At 71.5% G+C, this 17249-nt stretch carries 11 protein-coding genes and 2 pseudogenes; 10 read left to right on the forward strand and 3 right to left on the reverse strand.

What is annotated here, in order from left to right; translation table 11 throughout:
• Positions 1 to 129: 129 nt before the first annotated feature.
• The 9 genes and pseudogenes from ABEB12_RS22175 to ABEB12_RS22215 all read left to right on the forward strand — a co-directional run bounded on the left by ABEB12_RS22175 (position 130) and on the right by ABEB12_RS22215 (position 13593).
• Complete coding sequence (locus ABEB12_RS22175) at positions 130 to 1221, forward strand: enolase C-terminal domain-like protein (RefSeq protein WP_345703038.1); 1092 nt, start codon at positions 130 to 132, stop codon at positions 1219 to 1221.
• On the forward strand, positions 1218 to 4214 hold the full coding sequence (locus tag ABEB12_RS22180; RefSeq protein WP_185066047.1) for an FAD-linked oxidase C-terminal domain-containing protein: 2997 nt from the start codon (positions 1218 to 1220) through the stop codon (positions 4212 to 4214). The genes ABEB12_RS22175 and ABEB12_RS22180 overlap by 4 nt, the downstream gene beginning before the upstream one ends.
• Before the next feature lie 28 nt (positions 4215 to 4242).
• Positions 4243 to 5262 carry an SDR family oxidoreductase gene (locus ABEB12_RS22185; protein WP_185066046.1) on the forward strand — a complete coding sequence of 340 codons (1020 nt, stop codon included), beginning with the start codon at positions 4243 to 4245 and terminating at the stop codon, positions 5260 to 5262.
• Positions 5259 to 6428: pseudogene (locus ABEB12_RS22190) on the forward strand (glycoside hydrolase family 15 protein); the annotation flags it as partial. The gene ABEB12_RS22185 and the pseudogene ABEB12_RS22190, both read left to right, overlap by 4 nt.
• Positions 6429 to 6570: 142 nt before the next feature.
• Positions 6571 to 7020, forward strand: coding sequence for a glycoside hydrolase family 15 protein (locus tag ABEB12_RS22195; protein ID WP_345703043.1), 450 nt, complete (start codon positions 6571 to 6573; stop codon positions 7018 to 7020).
• 476 nt (positions 7021 to 7496) lie between these two features.
• On the forward strand, positions 7497 to 7910 hold the full coding sequence (locus ABEB12_RS22200) for a VOC family protein (RefSeq protein ID WP_185066045.1): 414 nt from the start codon (positions 7497 to 7499) through the stop codon (positions 7908 to 7910).
• Between the two features lie 608 nt (positions 7911 to 8518).
• Entirely contained in the window at positions 8519 to 12700 is a 4182-nt protein-coding gene (locus tag ABEB12_RS22205; RefSeq protein ID WP_185066044.1) for a Pls/PosA family non-ribosomal peptide synthetase, read from the forward strand.
• Positions 12701 to 12805: 105 nt separating this feature from the next.
• Positions 12806 to 13108 (forward strand): annotated as a pseudogene (locus ABEB12_RS42175) (cytochrome c oxidase assembly protein); the annotation flags it as partial.
• Positions 13109 to 13158: 50 nt separating this feature from the next.
• Positions 13159 to 13593 (forward strand): cytochrome c oxidase assembly protein, encoded by a 435-nt coding sequence (locus ABEB12_RS22215; RefSeq protein WP_345703040.1) that lies wholly within the window; start codon positions 13159 to 13161, stop codon positions 13591 to 13593.
• 584 nt (positions 13594 to 14177) lie between these two features.
• Here the strand turns inward: ABEB12_RS22215 and ABEB12_RS22220 are convergent.
• From ABEB12_RS22220 to ABEB12_RS22230, 3 genes are all read right to left on the reverse strand, one after another.
• Positions 14178 to 14855 (reverse strand): zf-HC2 domain-containing protein, encoded by a 678-nt coding sequence (locus ABEB12_RS22220; protein WP_185066043.1) that lies wholly within the window; start codon positions 14853 to 14855, stop codon positions 14178 to 14180.
• Positions 14848 to 15039 carry a sigma factor-like helix-turn-helix DNA-binding protein gene (locus ABEB12_RS22225; protein WP_185066042.1) on the reverse strand — a complete coding sequence of 64 codons (192 nt, stop codon included), beginning with the start codon at positions 15037 to 15039 and terminating at the stop codon, positions 14848 to 14850. Before ABEB12_RS22225 ends, ABEB12_RS22220 begins: the two co-directional genes overlap by 8 nt.
• A gap of 218 nt (positions 15040 to 15257) precedes the next feature.
• A complete protein-coding gene (locus ABEB12_RS22230) occupies positions 15258 to 16250 on the reverse strand; it encodes an IS481 family transposase (protein ID WP_185066041.1) in 993 nt (330 codons plus the stop codon).
• Positions 16251 to 16388: 138 nt separating this feature from the next.
• Here ABEB12_RS22230 and ABEB12_RS22235 point away from each other — a divergent pair, with 138 nt between their 5' ends.
• A complete protein-coding gene (locus tag ABEB12_RS22235; protein ID WP_345703041.1) occupies positions 16389 to 17246 on the forward strand; it encodes an ABC transporter ATP-binding protein in 858 nt (285 codons plus the stop codon).
• Positions 17247 to 17249 lie beyond the last annotated feature (3 nt).

A 17249-nucleotide genomic window follows, 5' to 3' on the forward strand; every position in this document is an offset into this window, starting at 1 on the left:
AGGTGATGGCCTCCGGGATCAAGACCAAGCTGCAGGAGTTCCTCCCCCACCGAGGCGGCTGACCTGATGAACACGGCAGCCCTGGTCACCGGGTCGTCGGTGGAGTCGATCACGGCCACCACGTATACGGTGCCCACCGACGCGCCCGAGGCGGACGGCACACTGGCCTGGGACTCCACCACCATGGTCCTGGTCGAGGCCGGTTGCGACGGTGTGAGCGGCATCGGCTGGACCTATGGCCCGACGGCCTGCGCACAGGTCGTCGCCGACCAGTTGGCCGGTGTGGTGCTGGGGTCGAACCCGCTGGATGTGGGCGGCACATTCGCCGCGATGGTGCGCGCGGTGCGCAACGCGGGCCGGCCGGGCGCGGTCGGCTACGCGATCTCGGCGGTGGACCTGGCGCTGTGGGACCTGAAAGCGAGGCTGCTGGGGCTGCCGCTGCACCGGCTGCTCGGCGCCGTGCACGACCAGGTTCCGGTCTACGGCAGCGGCGGGTTCACCACCTACGACGCCGTACGGCTGCGGGAGCAGCTGGCCGACTGGGGGCGCATCCAGGGCATTCCCCGGGTGAAGATCAAGGTCGGTGAGTCGTGGGGCGCCGAGACCGGCGAGGATCTGCGGCGGATGCGCATCGCGCGGGAAGCGGTCGGCGAGGACGTCGAGCTGTACGTGGACGCCAACGGCGCCTACACCGCCAAGCAGGCGATCCGGGTGATGGACGCGGCCACCGAGCTGGACGTGCGATGGTGCGAGGAACCGGTCTCCTCGGACGACCTGGCCGGGCTGCGGCAGGTGCGGGCGCGGGTCGCCGCCGACGTCACCGCCGGCGAGTACGGCTACGACCTGGCCTACTTCCAGCGAATGTGCGCCGCTGAAGCGGTGGACTGCGTGCAGGTCGACGTGACCCGCTGTGGCGGCATCACCGAATGGCTGCGCATCGCCGCGGTCGCCGCCGCGCACAACCTGCGGGTGTCCGGGCACTGCGCCCCGCACATGCACGCGCACGTCGCGGCCGCGACGCCCAACCTGCGCCACCTGGAGTGGTTCCACGACCACGTCCGCATCGAGCAGCGCTTCTTCGACGGCGCACTCGACCCCGCCGGTGGCGCGCTGCGGCCGGACCCACACACGGCCGGCAACGGCCTGCGGCTTCAGCCCGACGTCGCCCAGTTCCAGCGGGGCCGGCCGGTCACCCAGGAGATAGGGAGGAACAGCAGGTGAGCAAGGTCGAGCTTCCTCTGCCGGTCGCGCGCCCAACCCGACGGCAGACCCCGCCGGCGACCGATCTCGACGCGTTCGAGACGGCGCTGCGGCGGCGGGTGCACGGCGAGGTGCGTTTCGACGACGGAACCCGGGCGGCCTACTCGACGGATGCCTCGAACTTCCGGCAGGTGCCCGTCGGCGTGGTCGTTCCCCGGCACCCGGACGCCGCGGCCGAGGCGGTCGCGGTGGCCTGCGAGTTCGACGTACCGGTGCTGTCGCGGGGCGGCGGGACCAGCCTCGCCGGGCAGGCCACCAACACCGCCCTGGTGATCGACTGGTCCAAGTACTGCCACCGGCTCGAATCGGTCGATGCGGCGGCGGGGATCTGCGTGGTGCAGCCGGGCATCGTGCTCGACGAGCTCAACCGGCAGCTGGCCGACACCGGGCTGCGGTTCGGGCCGGAACCGGCCACCCACATGAACTGCACCCTCGGCGGAATGATCGGCAACAACTCCTGCGGGGCGACCGCGCAACGCACCGGGAAGGTCGTCGACAACATCGCCCGGCTCGAGGTGCTGCTGTATGACGGCACCCGGTTCTGGTGCGGCTCCACCACCGACACCGACCACACCACGATCGAGGACGGCGGCGGCCGGCGCGCCGAGGTCTACCGGCAGCTGCGCGCGCTGCGCGACACCTACTCCGAACAGATCCGCGACCGGTTCCCCGACATCCCCCGGCGGGTATCGGGCTACAACCTCGACTCCCTGCTCGACGAACACCGCTTCGACGTGGCCGGGCTGCTGGTCGGCAGCGAGTCCACCCTGGTGACCGTGCTGCGCGCGGAGCTGAAGCTGGTCCCCGTGCTGCCCGAACGCACCTTGGTCGTGCTCGGCTATCCCGACGTCGCGGCCGCCGCCGACGCGGTACCCGCGGTGTTGGCGCACGAGCCGGTCGCGCTGGAAGGGATCGACGCCAAGCTCATCCGCGACCAACAGATCAAACACCTCAATACCGAGGCGCTGGCCGAACTGCCCGAGGGTCGCGCGTTCCTGATGGTCCAGTTCGCCGCGCACACCCGCGACGAGGTGGAGCGCAAGGGCCGCGCCCTGCTGGACGGCCTGCACGACGACCCGCACCAGCCCGATGTGGCGTTCCTGGACGACCCGGCGCACGAGCAACAGCTCTGGCAGGTCCGCGAGGCCGGGCTGGGCGCGACCGCGCACGTCCCCGGCAAACCCGACACCTTCGAGGGCTGGGAGGACTCGGCCGTGCCACCGGCGCGGCTGGGTACCTATCTGCGCCGGCTGACCGCCCTGTACGAGAAGTTCGGCTACGCCAGCGACACCGGTCCCAGCCTGTACGGCCACTTCGGGCAGGGGTGTGTGCACACCCGCATCCCGTTCGACCTTTACACCGCCGACGGGGTCGCCACCTACCGGCGGTTCATGCTGGAGGCGGCGGACCTGGTCGTGGAGCTGGGCGGTTCGCTGTCCGGGGAACACGGCGACGGGCAGAGCCGGGGCGAGCTGCTGCCCAAGATGTTCGGCACCGACCTGGTCTGCGCGTTCGGCCAGCTCAAAGCGATCTTCGACCCGGGCAACCGGATGAACCCGGGCAAGGTCATAGCCCCGGACGGGTTGGACGAGCACCTGCGCCTCGGCGGCGACTGGGCGCCGGCGACCGGGCAGGACCTGTACTTCCGCTACCCGCACGACGGCGGCTCCTTTGCCCAGGCCGCGAACCGCTGCGTCGGCGTCGGGCGCTGCCGCCAACACCACAACAACGGCGGCCAGGTGATGTGCCCGTCCTACCAGGTGACCGGCGAGGAGGAACACTCCACTCGAGGCCGGGCCCGGCTGCTGTTCGAGATGCTGGACGGCCACGCCGACGGACCGATCCACGACGGCTGGCGCTCCCCCGCCGTCAAGGACGCACTGGACCTGTGCCTGGCCTGCAAGGGCTGCAAGACCGACTGCCCCGCCAACGTCGACATGGCCACCTACAAGGCCGAGTTCCTGGCCCACCACTACGCCCGACGCCCCTGGCGCCGCCCCCGCTCACACCTGGCGCTGGGCTGGCTGCCGCTGATCAGCCAACTCGTCGGCCGCGCCCGACTCGCCCGGGTGGTCAACACTCTCACCCACACACCGGGGCTGGCCAGGGCAGCGACCCGGGTGGCCGGCGTGGCCGACCGGGAGATCCCCCGGTTCGCGCCCCAGACCCTGCAACGCTGGTTCACCGCCCGGCCCCGCCCGACGAACCCCGGCGCCCGGGGAACCGTGCTGTTGTGGCCCGACACGTTCACCAACCACTTCCACCCGCACATCGGGCTGGCCGCGGTGCGTGTGCTCGAGGACGCGGGCTGGCGGGTGGAGCTGCCGACCCGGCCCCTGTGCTGCGGGCTGACCTGGATCTCCACCGGTCAACTGGCCACCGCCAAGAAAGTCCTCCGCCGCACCGTGGCCGCGCTCGCGCCCCACCTGCGCGCCGGCGGATTGGTCGTCGGACTCGAGCCGTCCTGCGCCGCGGTGTTCCGCTCCGACGCGCCCGAGCTGTTCCCCGAGCACCAGGACGTGCGCCGGCTGGCCAGCCAGACCCACACCCTGGCCGAACTGCTCGCCGACCACTCCCCCGGCTACCGACCACCCGACCTGTCCCGATCCGGCCGCACGACTACTACGACGCTGGCGCAGGTGCACTGCCACCAACACGCGGTGCTCGGCTTCGACCCGGACCAGCGGCTGCTCGCCGAAGCCGGGGTGCAGGTGGAGCCGCTGGAGTCGGGCTGCTGCGGGCTGGCCGGGAACTTCGGCTTCGAACCCGGCCACGAACGGATCAGCGAGGACTGCGCGGAACGGGCCCTGCTGCCGCGGCTACGCCAGGCCGACCCGAGCACCACCACCGTGCTGGCCGACGGGTTCAGCTGCCGCACCCAGATCCACCAGCTCGACCACACCGGCCACCAACCCGTGCACCTGGCCGAACTGCTCGCCACCGGCCTCACCTGACCACCCCTAGACAGGAGGTTCCCCGCCCATGCCCAGCCGACAACACGCCCGCGGCCAGGTCGTCGTGATCACCGGCGCCAGCGGCGGCGTCGGGCGGGCCACCGCCCGGGCCTTCGCCGAACACGGCGCCCGCATCGCGCTGCTGGCCCGGGGCAAAACCGGGCTGCGCGCCGCCACCGAGGACGTCGAGAAGGCCGGCGGCACCGCGCTGCCGATCGAGGTCGACGTCGCCGACCACGACGCGGTCGACCAGGCCGCCGCCCATGCCGAACAGGCACTCGGCCCGATCGACATCTGGGTCAACAACGCGTTCACCTCGGTGTTCGCCCCGGTCACCGAGGTGAAACCCGAGGAGTTCCACCGGGTCCTCGAGGTCAGCTACCTCGGCTACGTGTACGGCACCAAGGCGGCCCTGGAGCGGATGCGGCCCCGCGACCGGGGCACCATCGTGCAGGTCGGCTCCGCGCTGGCCTACCGGGGCATCCCGCTGCAGGCCGCCTACTGCGCGGCCAAACACGCCATCCAGGGCTTTCACGAGTCCCTGCGCTGCGAACTGCTGCACGAACACTCCGGGGTCTCGGTGACCATGGTGCAACTGCCGGCGCTGAACACCCCGCAGTTCACCTGGCTGCGCTCCCGGCTGCGCCGCGGCGCCCAACCCGTCCCACCCATCTACCAGCCCGAACTCGCCGCCCGCGCGATCCGGCACGCCGCCCAGCACCCCCGCCGCCGGGAGTACTGGGTCGGCGCCTCCACCGTCGCCACCCTCCTCGGCGACAAACTCGCCCCCGGCATGCTGGACCGCTACCTCGCCGCCACCGGGTACAACGCCCAACAAACCGACCAACCCCACGACCCCGCCCGGCCGGGCAACCTGTGGCAACCCAGCGACGGCGCGCACGGCCACGACTTCGGCGCGCACGGCCACTTCGACGCCACCGCCCACGCACACAGCCCACAACAATGGGCCTCCCGCCACCACGGCCTGCTCGCGGCGGTGGCCGCCGCTGCCGCCGGCCTCACGCTGCGCCGAGCCCTCCGACAATGACAACCCCGACCGCCCGTCCCGCGCTCGACGCCGAGTCGCCACGCGTGCTGCGCGAGTACGCACTACTCGCCGACGGCGAACGCGGCGCACTGGTCGGCCCGCACGGCGAGCTCGCCTGGATGTGCGCGCCCACCTGGGACTCCGACGCGGTCTTCTCCCACCTCATCGGCGGCGGAGGCAGCTACCTGGTCACCCCCGTCGAACGCTGCGTCTGGGGCGGCCACTACGAACCCGACACCCTCATCTGGCGATCCCGCTGGATCACCGACACCGGCATCATCGAGTGCCACGAAGCCCTCGCCTTCCCCGGCGACCCACACCGCGCGGTCATCCTCCGCCAGATCCACGCGGTGGACGGCGCGGCCCACCTCTACCTGCGCCTGCAACCCGCCGCCGGCTTCGGCGCCCACCCCGTCCACTACCAACACCGCCCCGCACCCGACATCTGGACCGGGCGCACCGGGCCGCTGCGCTGGCGCTGGTCCGGCACACCCACCAGCACCCAACCCGGCCCACGTGGGCTGGAAGCCACCCTCCACCTCGACCCCGGCCAACACCACAACCTGGTCCTCGAGCTCTCCGAACAACCCCTACCCGACCCGCCGCCCGACGCCACCACCGCCTGGCAGGCCACCCGCAACACCTGGCACACCTCGACACCACCCCTGGACGCCAGCATCGCGCCCCGCGACGCCCGACACGCCTACGCCGTCCTACGCGGACTCACCAGCCACACCGGCGCCATGGTCGCCGCCGCCACCATGAGCCTTCCCGAACGCGCCCGAGCGGGCCGCAACTACGACTACCGCTACGCCTGGATCCGGGACCAGTGCTTCGCCGGGCAAGCCGCCGCCACCGCCGGCGCCCACGACCTGCTCGACGACGCCGTCCGGTTCGTCACCGCCCGCCTGCTCGAACACGGCCCCCACCTCGCACCCGCCTACACCACCACCGGCCAACCCATCCCCGACGAACACACCCTGGACCTGCCCGGCTACCCCGGCGGCGCCGACACCCTCGGCAACCACGTCAACCACCAGTTCCAACTCGACGCCTTCGGAGAAGCGCTGCAACTCCTCGCCGCCGCCCACCACGCCGACCGGCTCGACACCGACGCCCACACCGCCGCCACCATCGCCGTCGACGCCATCGAGAAACGATGGCGCGAGCCCGACGCCGGAATCTGGGAACTCGAACCCCAACGGTGGGCACACTCCCGCCTCGCCTGCGCCGCCGGGCCTACGCACCTTCGCCACCGCGCACGGCCACGGATCCGACGCGGCCAACCGGCACGCCCTCGCCGACGCCATTCTGGCCGACACCGCCGACTGCCTGCACCCCAGCGGCCGCTGGCAACGCGCCCCCGACGACCCCCGCGTCGACGCCGCTCTCCTGCTCCCCGCCCTCAACGGCGCACTGCCCGCCGACGACCCCCGCAACACCGCCACCCTGCGCGCGGTCACCACCCAACTCACCGACGACGGCTACGTCTACCGCTACCGCCCCGACAACCGCCCGCTCGGCACCGCCGAAGGCGCCTTCACCCTGTGCGGGTTCCTCCTCGCCCAAGCCACCCACCGACACAACCCCACCGCCGCCGCCCGCTGGTTCGAACGCAACCGCGCCGCCTGCGGCCCACCCGGACTCTTCGCCGAGGAATATGACGTCACCCAACGCCAACTACGCGGCAACCTCCCCCAAGCATTCGTCCACGCCCAACTACTCCACACCTCCCTACACCTCGCCACCCACCGATAGCCATCCCAACAGGACCTCCCACCGAGCACCGCGGATGTCTCGACCGTGCGCGCGGTCCGCGAGCTATCGGTTCGGCGTCGGTGGTGTGTCGAGCGCAAAGCCAGGGCCGGTGGTCAGAACCGGGACTCGGAGATGCGAGGCGCGGGGCAAATCACTGTCCCGCGGTCGTTGCCGCCGAGCTACCAGCCAACCTGTGCTTGGACCGGGTGCCGGACGCCCGGAGCTGATCGCGCGCAGGCTCCGGCGCCACGTATGCATCTACTGCTTCCTGGCCATCGACAACCGCGCGCTAGACGTCGGCCCCGGCCAGTTGGTCGAGCAGGACTCGTACCCTCCGCCAGTGGGAGTGCGGTGCGGGGCAGCGTGGGCCCCGGCACCGACCGTGTGGGTGCGGGGTGGACCGCCGACATGAACGCGCCGGGATTGTCGGACCCGTCTGCGACGATGCCCTTCCATACGAGCCACGGGGATCGACCATGACTTCACGTCTCAACCCGTTCATCTACTTCGGCGACACCGCCCGCCAGGCGATGGAGTACTACCGCGACGTGTTCGGCGGGCATCTCGCGATCAGCACGTTCGCCGAGTTCGGCCCGGCCGACTCGCCGGACGCGAACAACGTTATGCACGCTCAGCTGGAGACGTCGAAGGGCTTCACGCTGATGGCGTCCGACACCCCGGAAGGCACGGAGTTCAAGCCGGGTACCAACATGGCGGTCAGCGTGTCCGGCGACGACTCCGCCGATCTGCGCGGTTACTGGGAGAAGCTGTCCGAGGGCGGCACCGTCACCGTGCCGATGGCGAAGCAGGCATGGGGCGACGAGTTCGGTTCCTGCGTCGACAGGTTCGGCATCTCGTGGATGATCAACATTGACCAGCCGCGGCAGTGAGATCAGCAGCGCTCGGCGGCACGGTCCACGCTGACACATAAACGTCGACGAGTGGGACCGCCAGTCGAGCGGCGGGCTGGGCACCAGGTCGGGGAGTTTGTCCTGGTACTCGGCAGGCACGAGGATGCTCGGTGGTGTACCAGGTGGCTCCCTCGCGCTCACGCATGTAGGCCCGATAGGCGGGCGTTCCCCGGTTCTCGATGCTCTCGGCCACCATGAGTGAGCCTCGGTGCAGCCAGCCCGCGCCGAGGATGCACATCAGGTCGGGCAGCTACTCGTACTGGTCGTGATCAGGATGAACGAAAGGATCGGCCGCTGTGGTGTCGTCGCCGGAAATCGGCAATCCTTGGTTCTCCCCGGCGAGGCCCGTGCTGATATTGAGGAAGTGCTGAGCCGATTGTGTGAGGCGAAGCCTGAGCTTTGCTGACGCAAGAGTTGTGGCGGCATCAAAACGACTGTTCAGCGACGTCTCAGCAAACTCTTGAAATTAACTCATTTGGTCTATCGGGGATGCCTGATTTCGACCTTGTTATGCTCGTTGACTGCTCCTTCGGAATGATTGTCAGCGTTTTGTCAGATATGTGATTCGGGTTATCTGAGGTATTCGGATGTCGTTTTACGACGGCGGTGCGCCACCGCGCGCCGGCACGCTGGTGGAGGTGTTCGCGGCTACCGCCCGGCGGTACCCGGACGCACCGGCCATCGACGCCGGCCGGCGCCCGTACCGCTACCGGGACTGCCTGCACCGGGTGGAACGGATGGCCGAGCGATTGCGCGCGGCCGGGGTGTGCGCGGGCGACCGCGTCGGGGTGCGCATGCCGTCCGGAGAGGCCGAGCTGTACCTGGCCATCCTGGCGGTGTTGTGGTGCGGCGCCGCGTACGTACCGGTGGACGCGGACGACCCGGACGAGCGGGCGCGGACCGTGTGGCGGGAGGCGGACGTCGTCGGCGTGATCACCGCCGATACCCGGTACACCCCGCGCCGCTCGGCGGTGAACCGCCCGTCCACCGCCGGCCCGCCGTCCCCTGACCATGACGCCTGGGTGATCTTCACCTCGGGTTCCACCGGGCTGCCCAAGGGGGTGGCGATCAGCCACCGGTCGGCGGCAGCGTTCGTCGCCGCCGAGGCAGAGCTGTTCCAGACCGCACGGCCGCTCGGTCCCGGCGACCGGGTGCTGGCCGGGCTGTCCGTGGCCTTCGATGCCTCCTGCGAGGAAATGTGGCTGGCCTGGGGCAGCGGTGCCTGCCTGGTGCCGGCGCCGCGCTCGCTGGTGCGGGCCGGCGTGGAGCTGGGGCCATGGCTGCTGGAGCGGGGGATCACCGTGGTGTCCACGGTGCCGACTCTGGCCGCGTTGTGGCCGGTGGACGCATTGCGCCGGGTGCGGCTGCTCATCCTCGGCGGCGAGGCGTGCCCTGCCGAGCTGGCCCGCCGGCTGGCCGCGCCGGACCGGGAGGTGTGGAACACCTATGGACCCACCGAGGCCACCGTGGTGGCCTGCGCGGCGCCGCTGGACGGCGGTGAGCCGGTTCGCATCGGGTTGCCGCTGCGCGGCTGGCAGCTGGCCGTGTTGGACGAGCACGGTGCTCCGGTGCCGGCGGGCAGCGTCGGCGAGTTGGTGATCGGCGGGGTCGGGTTGGGCCGGTACCTCGACCCGGCGAAGGACCGGGAACGCTACGCCCCGGTGCCCGCGCTGGGCTGGTCGCGCGGCTACCGCAGCGGTGACCTGGTACGCGCCGACCCGGAGGGGCTGGTGTTCCTCGGCCGGGCCGACGACCAGGTGAAGCTGGGCGGGCGGCGGATCGAGCTGGGTGAGATCGACGCCGCGCTGCTGGCCCTGCCGGAGGTGGCCGCGGCCGCCGCGGCGGTGCGGCGCACCGAGGCGGGCGGCGACCTGTTGGTCGGTTACCTGGTGCCGAAGCCGGGGCGGTCGCTCGATCTGGGCGAGGCGCGTGCCCGGCTGGCCGAGGCGCTGCCGGCGGCGATGGTGCCCCGGCTGGTCACCCTGGACGCGCTGCCTACCCGCACCTCCGGGAAGGCGGACCGGGACGCGCTGCCCTGGCCGGTGCGCGGCGTCGCCGGTGCGCCGCAGGACGAGGAACTGGCCGCCGACGGCGGCACGCTGGGGTGGCTGGGCGGGCTGTGGCGGGATCTGCTGGCCGTGCCGGTCGCGGCGGATTCCGACTTCTTCGAGCTGGGCGGCACCAGCCTGGCCACCGCGCGGCTGGTCGCGGCCGTGCGTGAACGCTTCCCCGAGGCGTCGGTCGCCGACGTCTACCAGCACCCGGTGCTGCGCCGGCTGTCCGCGCGACTGGACGAGCTGGGCGGCGAGGTGGCTGCGCAGCGGCGGGTTCACCTCACCCCGCGCCGGGCCGGGACGTTCCAGCTGGCGGTGACCGTCGCGCTGGTCACGCTGGGCGGGCTGCGCTGGGTGCTCGGGCTGGCCGCGTTGGGGAACCTCTGTGCCCTGTTTCCCGGGCTGTCCGGCGCGCTCACCCCGCCGGTGCCGTGGCTCTGGTTGATCGCCGGTTGGGCACTGTTGGTCAGCCCGCCCGGCCGGGTGCTGCTGGTGGTGGCCGGGGTGCGGCTGGTGCGCCGGGGGGTGCGGCCGGGTTGTTACCCGCGTGGTGGCTGGGTGCACCTGCGGCTGTGGGCGGCCTCGCGGCTGGCCGGGTCGCTCGGCATCGGCTCGGTGGCCGGAACCCCGCTGGCCGCGTGGTACGCCCGGCTGCTCGGCTGCCGGGTGGGCCGGCACGTGGATCTGCGGTCGGACGCCCCGGTCACCGGGCTGGCGGAGCTGGGTGACGGCTGCGTGGTCGAGCCGGAGGCGGACCTGGCCGGCTGGTGGCTGGATGGTGACCTGCTGCACGTGGGTGAGGTGCGGGTGGGCGCGGGCGCGCGGGTGGGCGGCCGGGTCACGCTGATGCCCGGCGCGGTGGTCGGTCCGGAGGCTGAGGTGGAACCGGGCAGCTGCGTCTACGGGATGGTGCCGGCCGGCGAGCGCTGGGGCGGCGTGCCGGCGCGGCGGCTGGGCCCGGCCGGCGAAGGCTGGCCGGAACCGGTAGGCGAGGGTCGGCCGGAACGGGTCGGCGCCCGCGCTCGCGGCTGGACGCTTGCCCGGGTGTTGACCCTGCCCCTGCTCGGCCTGCTGCCGCTGCTCGCCGGAGTGCCCTGGGTGTTGCTGCTATACCGGGCGGAGACCGCCCGGCCGGGGCTGGCAGTCACCGCCGCACTGGCCGCGGCCGGCGGTCCGCTGGTGACGCTGGGCTACGCCGTGCTGGTGTTGGCCGTGGTCCGGCTGGCCGGGTTGGCGGTGCACCCGGGTGACCACCCGGTGGCCAGCCTGGCCGGGTGGGCCGCTTGGCTGGTGGACCGGCTGGTCGCCACGGCCAGGGTGGCGCTGTTCCCGGTCTACGCGAGCCTGCTCACTCCGGTGTGGTTCCGGCTGCTGGGTGCCCGGGTCGGCCGCCGGGTGGAGATCTCCACCGCGACCGGGCTGCCCGGCGCGATGCGCATCGAGGACGGCGCGTTCCTCGCCGACGACACGCTGATCGCGCCCTACGAGCTGCGCGGCGGATGGCTGCGCACCGGTCGGGTGCGGGTCGGCGAGCGGGCCTTCGTGGGCAACTCCGGGATCGTCGGACCGGACCGGGAGGTGCCGGACGGCGCACTGGTCGCGGTGCTGTCCGAGGCGCCGGAAAGCGCCGAGCCGGACACCTCCTGGGTGGGCCGGCCGGCGTTCGAGCTGCCCCGGGTCGTGGACCCGGTGGACCCGGCGCGCAGCTTCCACCCGCCGGCCCGGCTGGTGCTGGCCCGGGCCTCGGTGGAGACGCTGCGGGTGATCCCACTGATCTGCGGCACCCTGCTGGCCTGGCTGGTGGCCAAGGCGCTGATCCGGTTGCAGGCCGCATTCGGCTGGACGCTGGCGGCGCTCGCCGCCGGGCCGGTGCTGCTGCTCGCCGGGACCACCGCGCTGGCCCTGACCACGGCGGCGAAGTGGCTGCTGGTGGGCCGGTTCCGGGTCGGCGAGCACCCACTGTGGAGCCCCTTCGTCTGGCGCAACGAGCTGTTCGACGTGTTCTACGAGCAGCTGGCGATGCCCTGGCTGGGCAACACGCTGGTGGGCACCCCGCTGTTCAACGGCTGGCTGCGCACCCTCGGCGCGCGCATCGGCAGCGGCGTGTGGTGCGAGAGCCACTGGCTGCCGGAAACCGACCTGGTACGCCTGGCCGACGGCGCCACGGTGAACCGGGGCTGCGTGCTGCAGACCCACCTGTTCCACGACCGGCTGATGCGCATCGACACGGTGGAGCTGGGGCCGGGGGCCACCCTCGGGCCGCGCAGCATCACCCTGCCCGGGGTCACACTGGGCGCCGGCGTGACCATCGGCGGCGGCTCGCTGGTGATGCGCGGCGAGTCGGTGCCGGCGCGGGGCCGCTGGCTGGGCAACCCCATCGCCGCTTGGCCGGACGGGCTGGCGCCCTACCCGCACACCGCCGCCGGCCGGGCCCGCCACCTGGCGGTACGCACGCCGAGGCGGGCGAGCACCGCGCTGCCCGCCGCGGCGGCGTTGCTGGTGGCGCTGGCCACCGCCGGCCTCGCCGTACCCAGCCTGTTCGGCGACCCGCCCGACGAGCACGCACAGGCGACCCAACCGGCCAGCAGCGCGCCGGCCGCGCCGACCCCGACGCCCCGACCGGCCAAGCACACCCGCACCCCGCCGCACGAACCGGCGAAGACCGCGCGCCGCCACCCGACCCAGCACGGGCTGAGGAGGACAGGTGCAAGCTGACCTGATCGGCCTGACCCCGCTGACGCCGCTCCGGGTGCCACCGCCTGGCGGTGGCACCCGGCGGACGTGCCGCTGGCGCTGGCCGCGGCCGGCTACCTGGGCGGGGTGCGCCCGCTGTGGCCGGCCGGGCGGACGGTCAGCTTCCTGGTCGGCGGGCTGGGCACGTTGCTGCTGCTCACCTCCGGGGTGGTGGGGGTGTACGCCGGTGCGCTGTTCTGGATGCGCGCGGTGCAGCACGTCGCGCTGTTGATGGTCGCGCCGATGTTCGCCGCGATGGGTGCCCCAGTGACCGTGCTGCGCGAGGTGCTGCCGGCCGGCCCACGCGCCCGGTTGGGTGTGCTGTCGCGTTCCCGGGCGGCCCGGGTGCTCACCTTCCCGCTGCTGGTCACGCCGGTGTTCGTGGCGCCGTTGCCCGTGCTGTACCGGAGCCCGCTATACCCGGCCAGCCTGGCGCACGGGTGGCTGTCCGGCTGGTGGGCACCGGGCTGTTCGGCGCGGGCTGGCTGTACTTCTGGACTCGGTTCCGCATCCACTCCACGCCGCGCCGCGACCCGTACCTGGTCAGCCTGGGCATCAGCGTGGCCGAGGTGGTGCCGCACGGCGCGCTCGGCCTCGCCGTCTGGTTGGGGCTGCTGCTCGCGCCGGCCTACTACCTCACCCTCGGCCAGACCTGGGGACCCGCGCCCCGGCTGGACCAGACGCTGGGCGCCGGCGTGTTGTGGGTCGGCGGGGACCTCGCCGGCCTGCCGTTCCTGGGCGTGGTGCTGCGCAGACTGACCAGGGAGGACGCCGCGCAGGCCGCGCTCGAGGACGCTGAGCTGGCCGTACGGGAACAGACTGGGCTGTGGTGGGAGGATCACCCTGAACTCGCGGAACGCTTTCGTCGCCGCTGACCGGTCCCGGCCGTACGTGCGGGTGGAGGCATCATCACCGCCATCGGTCGCCTCGCCCATGAACAGTCTGCTCACCTCATCGTCTCCACCGCGCAAACGGCCAAAGGCGGCGAATGGGACAGCGTCCGCATCGGTGCCGGCTTCGAGCCCCCATCGGTCGACGACGGGCAAGATCCCGATATCGACCATCGCGTTCGGCACCACGTGGGGCACGATCGACCTGTCCGGTCAGCGCACCCCGGTACCGGTGGACGAGGCATCCTTGCGGGAGATCGCCGCGATCTCCGGCGGCCAGTCCTTCACCGCGACCAGCGAGGACCAACTCCGCGCCGTGTACGGCAAGCTCCGCGAACAGATCGGCTACGAAACCGCCAGATCGAGATCAGCAAACCCTGGTACGTCGCCGGCGCCCTCGCCATCATGCTCGGCGTCGGCTGCGCCCTCGCGTTCGGCCGCCGCGTCCCCGAGCCCACAGGAGACGGGAAGCCACGGTCGATCCGCGTGGCTCGTGTTCGGTGCCGTGGTGTGCATCCGCTTGGTGAAGACGGCTTCGGGGCGTGGGCGGCGCGGATCATCGGCGCAGGCTAGTCAGGAATTGCCTCCGGCGGCGGGAACCGTGCACTCGCGATGACGTTGCCTTGGCTGTCGGACAATCGTGCTACCGCCGCCGCGTCGAGCTTGGTGAGTGTGGCGGCCCCCCATTCCGCGTGCCCGTGGGTGAACGGGAAGGTGCCGATCCGGACCGTAGAGCCTTCTGGTCGGATGATGTCGCAGGTGATCGTGGTGTCGGGCACGGGGGCGGTGAGCGAGATGTACATCCAGCCCGACTCGTCAGGGTCCATGTAGGCCTGCCCGAGCCAGAGTTCGTCCTTGATCAGCGGCGCGTAGAGGACCGTGCGCACGCCCGGCCGGGCATCGTCGGCGGGTGCCGAGGCCGCTGGGTTTGACCGTCCGACGATCCAGCCGCCGAGGACCAGCGCGATGGCGAGCAGCGCGGCGGCGAGTGATGCCGGCCACCGATACTCTCGCCCGGGGCGGCGGAAGGTGGTCATGAGCTCGAGCTCGAATCCGGCGGGCGGATCGGCCTCTGGCACCAATTCGAGTATCCGGTCGGCCGTCTCGGCCAGGTCGTGCGCCATCTTCTGACAAGTGGGGCAGCCGGTGAGGTGAGAGAGCATCTGTGCTCGTTCCCGGCCGACCAGCCCGTTCAGGGCGAACTCCGGCGCGAGCTGTTGAAATCGCTGGCAATCGATCTCACTCATTGTCGCCTCGCCAGGCAAGCCGAGCGGCATGCAGCTTCAGCAGACCGGCATGGATACGCGCTTTGGCGGTGCCAAGTGGGATGCCCTCGAAGCCGGCGACTTGTCGGGCGGTCATGCCGTACACGGCGGCCATGACCACGGCTCGTGCTTGCTCGGCGGGCAATCGGGCCAGCGCGGCGCGCATCTCAGTCGCGGTCTCCGCGGCCAGCGCGCGCCGCTCCGGCGTTGGCCGCGGCCCGGGTGCGAGGCCTGTTCGGACCGGGCGCCGGGCTGCTCGAAGTCATCGGAGTGCTGGTCATCATCGGCGCTGGGGTCTGGCAGCTGTCAGCCGGCCGCATCACGCTCGGCGGCCTGCTGGTATTTCTCGTCTATCTTTCCCAGCTCTACGGGCCGGTACGCGGGCTAGGTGTACTGACCGGACAGGTTGGTCAATCTGGTGATGGGTGGGTGGCGTCCTGTGGCGGTGTGGGGTCTGTGATGGTTGTACTCGTGGATCCAGCCGGGTAGGGCTTTGCGGCGTTGTGACTCGCTGGTGTAGAGGCGGCGGAAGGCCCATTCGTGGGCCAGTGTGCGGTGGAAGCGTTCGATTTTGCCGTTGGTTTGTGGCCGGTAGGGCCGGGTCTTTTTTGGGGTAATGCCGAGTTCGGCGCAGGTGTCGCGCCAGAGGTGGGAGCGGTAGGCCGATCCGTTGTCGGAGAGCACTCGGTGGGTCGCGATGCCGCGGATGGCGAACCAGGCGACCGCGCGGCGCAAGACCGCGGTGGCGGTGGCGGCGGTTTCGTCGTCATGGATCTCCGCGTAGGCGACCCGGGAATGGTCATCGAGCACGGTGTGTACGTAAGCGGTGCCCATCTGTGGGTTGTGCTGGCGGTTGCGCGGCTTGTCCGGTGTGGCGGCGCGGTTGCGTTTGCCCTGGGCGCGTCCTACGAAGCGCCATCCGCCGTGGTCGGGGATGTTGCCGAGTTTCTTCACATCCACATGCAGCAGGTCCCCGGGAGCGGGGTGCTCGTAGCGGCGCACCGGCTCGCCGGTGGCCCGGTCGAGGTGGGCGAGGCGGTTGATCCGACACCGACGCAGCACCTGGTGCGCGGTCGAGGGCGCCACCGCGACCCGTGCGGCGATAGCGACCGGTCCCAGCCGCTGCTTCCACCGCAGGTGCACGATCTTGCGCACCACCGGCGCCGGGGTCGCACGCGGGCAACGGCGGGGCCGGCTGGAGCGATCGAGCATGCCCGCTGGCCCATGTTCACGGTAGCGCCGCGCCCAGCGGTTCGCGGTCGGCCAGGACACCTGAAACCGTTCGGCGGCGCGGGCGACGGGCCAGCCGTCCTCCACGACCAGACGCGCCAAGCGCAATCGGGCACGTGGGGTCAAAACAGCGTTAGCGTGGGCCACGAGGACCTCCCGGGGTCGGTGGTGGATGCCGTCAGACAGCTCCACAACCTCCCCGGGAGGTCCTCGCCTATCAAGATCAATCAGGTCGTGTCGTCACACGACCTCGACCAACGTCTCCGGTCAGTACAGCTAGGCCAGTTGTCCAACACCATCTACGGCGCCGCCGCGGCGGCGGAGCGCATCATCGAGTTGCTCGACCAACGGCCGCTGGTGGCCGCCCCGGCGAAACCTCGTCCGCTTGAACGCGCCGTCGGCGACATCAAGCTCCGGCAGGTGAGCTTCTGCTATCCCGGGACAACTCGGGAGGTGCTCAGTGACATCACATTCGATGTGCCCGCCGGCACGATAACCGCGCTGGTCGGCATGAGTGGCGCTGGCAAGACCACGTTGACCAAGCTCTTACTCCGATTGTACGACCCGACTCACGGCGGCATCACCATCGATGGGCACGACCTGCGGGACTTGGATCCTCGGCAGTTACGCAATCAGTTCGCCGTTGTTTTGCAGGAGACCTTGCTGCTGGACGAGACGATCGCCGAAAACATTCTCGCCGGCCGGGCGGGCGCGGACCACAGCGACGTTGTCGCCGCCGCCAGGGCGGCCGACGCACACGAGTTCATCAGCGCGCTGCCCGAGGGCTACCACACCCGAGTCGGTCAGCGCGGCCGCTTGCTTTCCGGCGGTCAACGGCAGCGCATCGCGATAGCCCGGGCGATGATCCGCGACGCTCCCGTACTGATACTTGACGAACCGACCGCAAGCCTCGACGCGGCGGCAAGCGACCACATCCTCGGACCGCTGCGCCGTTTGATGGCCGGTCGCACCGCGCTGGTGATCTCGCACAACCTGCTGACCGTGACCTCAGCCCGGCAGATCCTCTACCTCGACCACGGCCGGATCACCGAGACCGGCACCCACGCCGAGTTGCTGGCTGAGGACGGACAGTACGCCCAGCTTTACCGTCTCCACGTGCCAGCTCATACGACAACCGCATAACCA

It is taken from the genome of Actinospineispora eucalypti, assembly GCF_039543365.1.
GTDB lineage: Bacteria > Actinomycetota > Actinomycetes > Mycobacteriales > Pseudonocardiaceae > Pseudonocardia > Pseudonocardia eucalypti.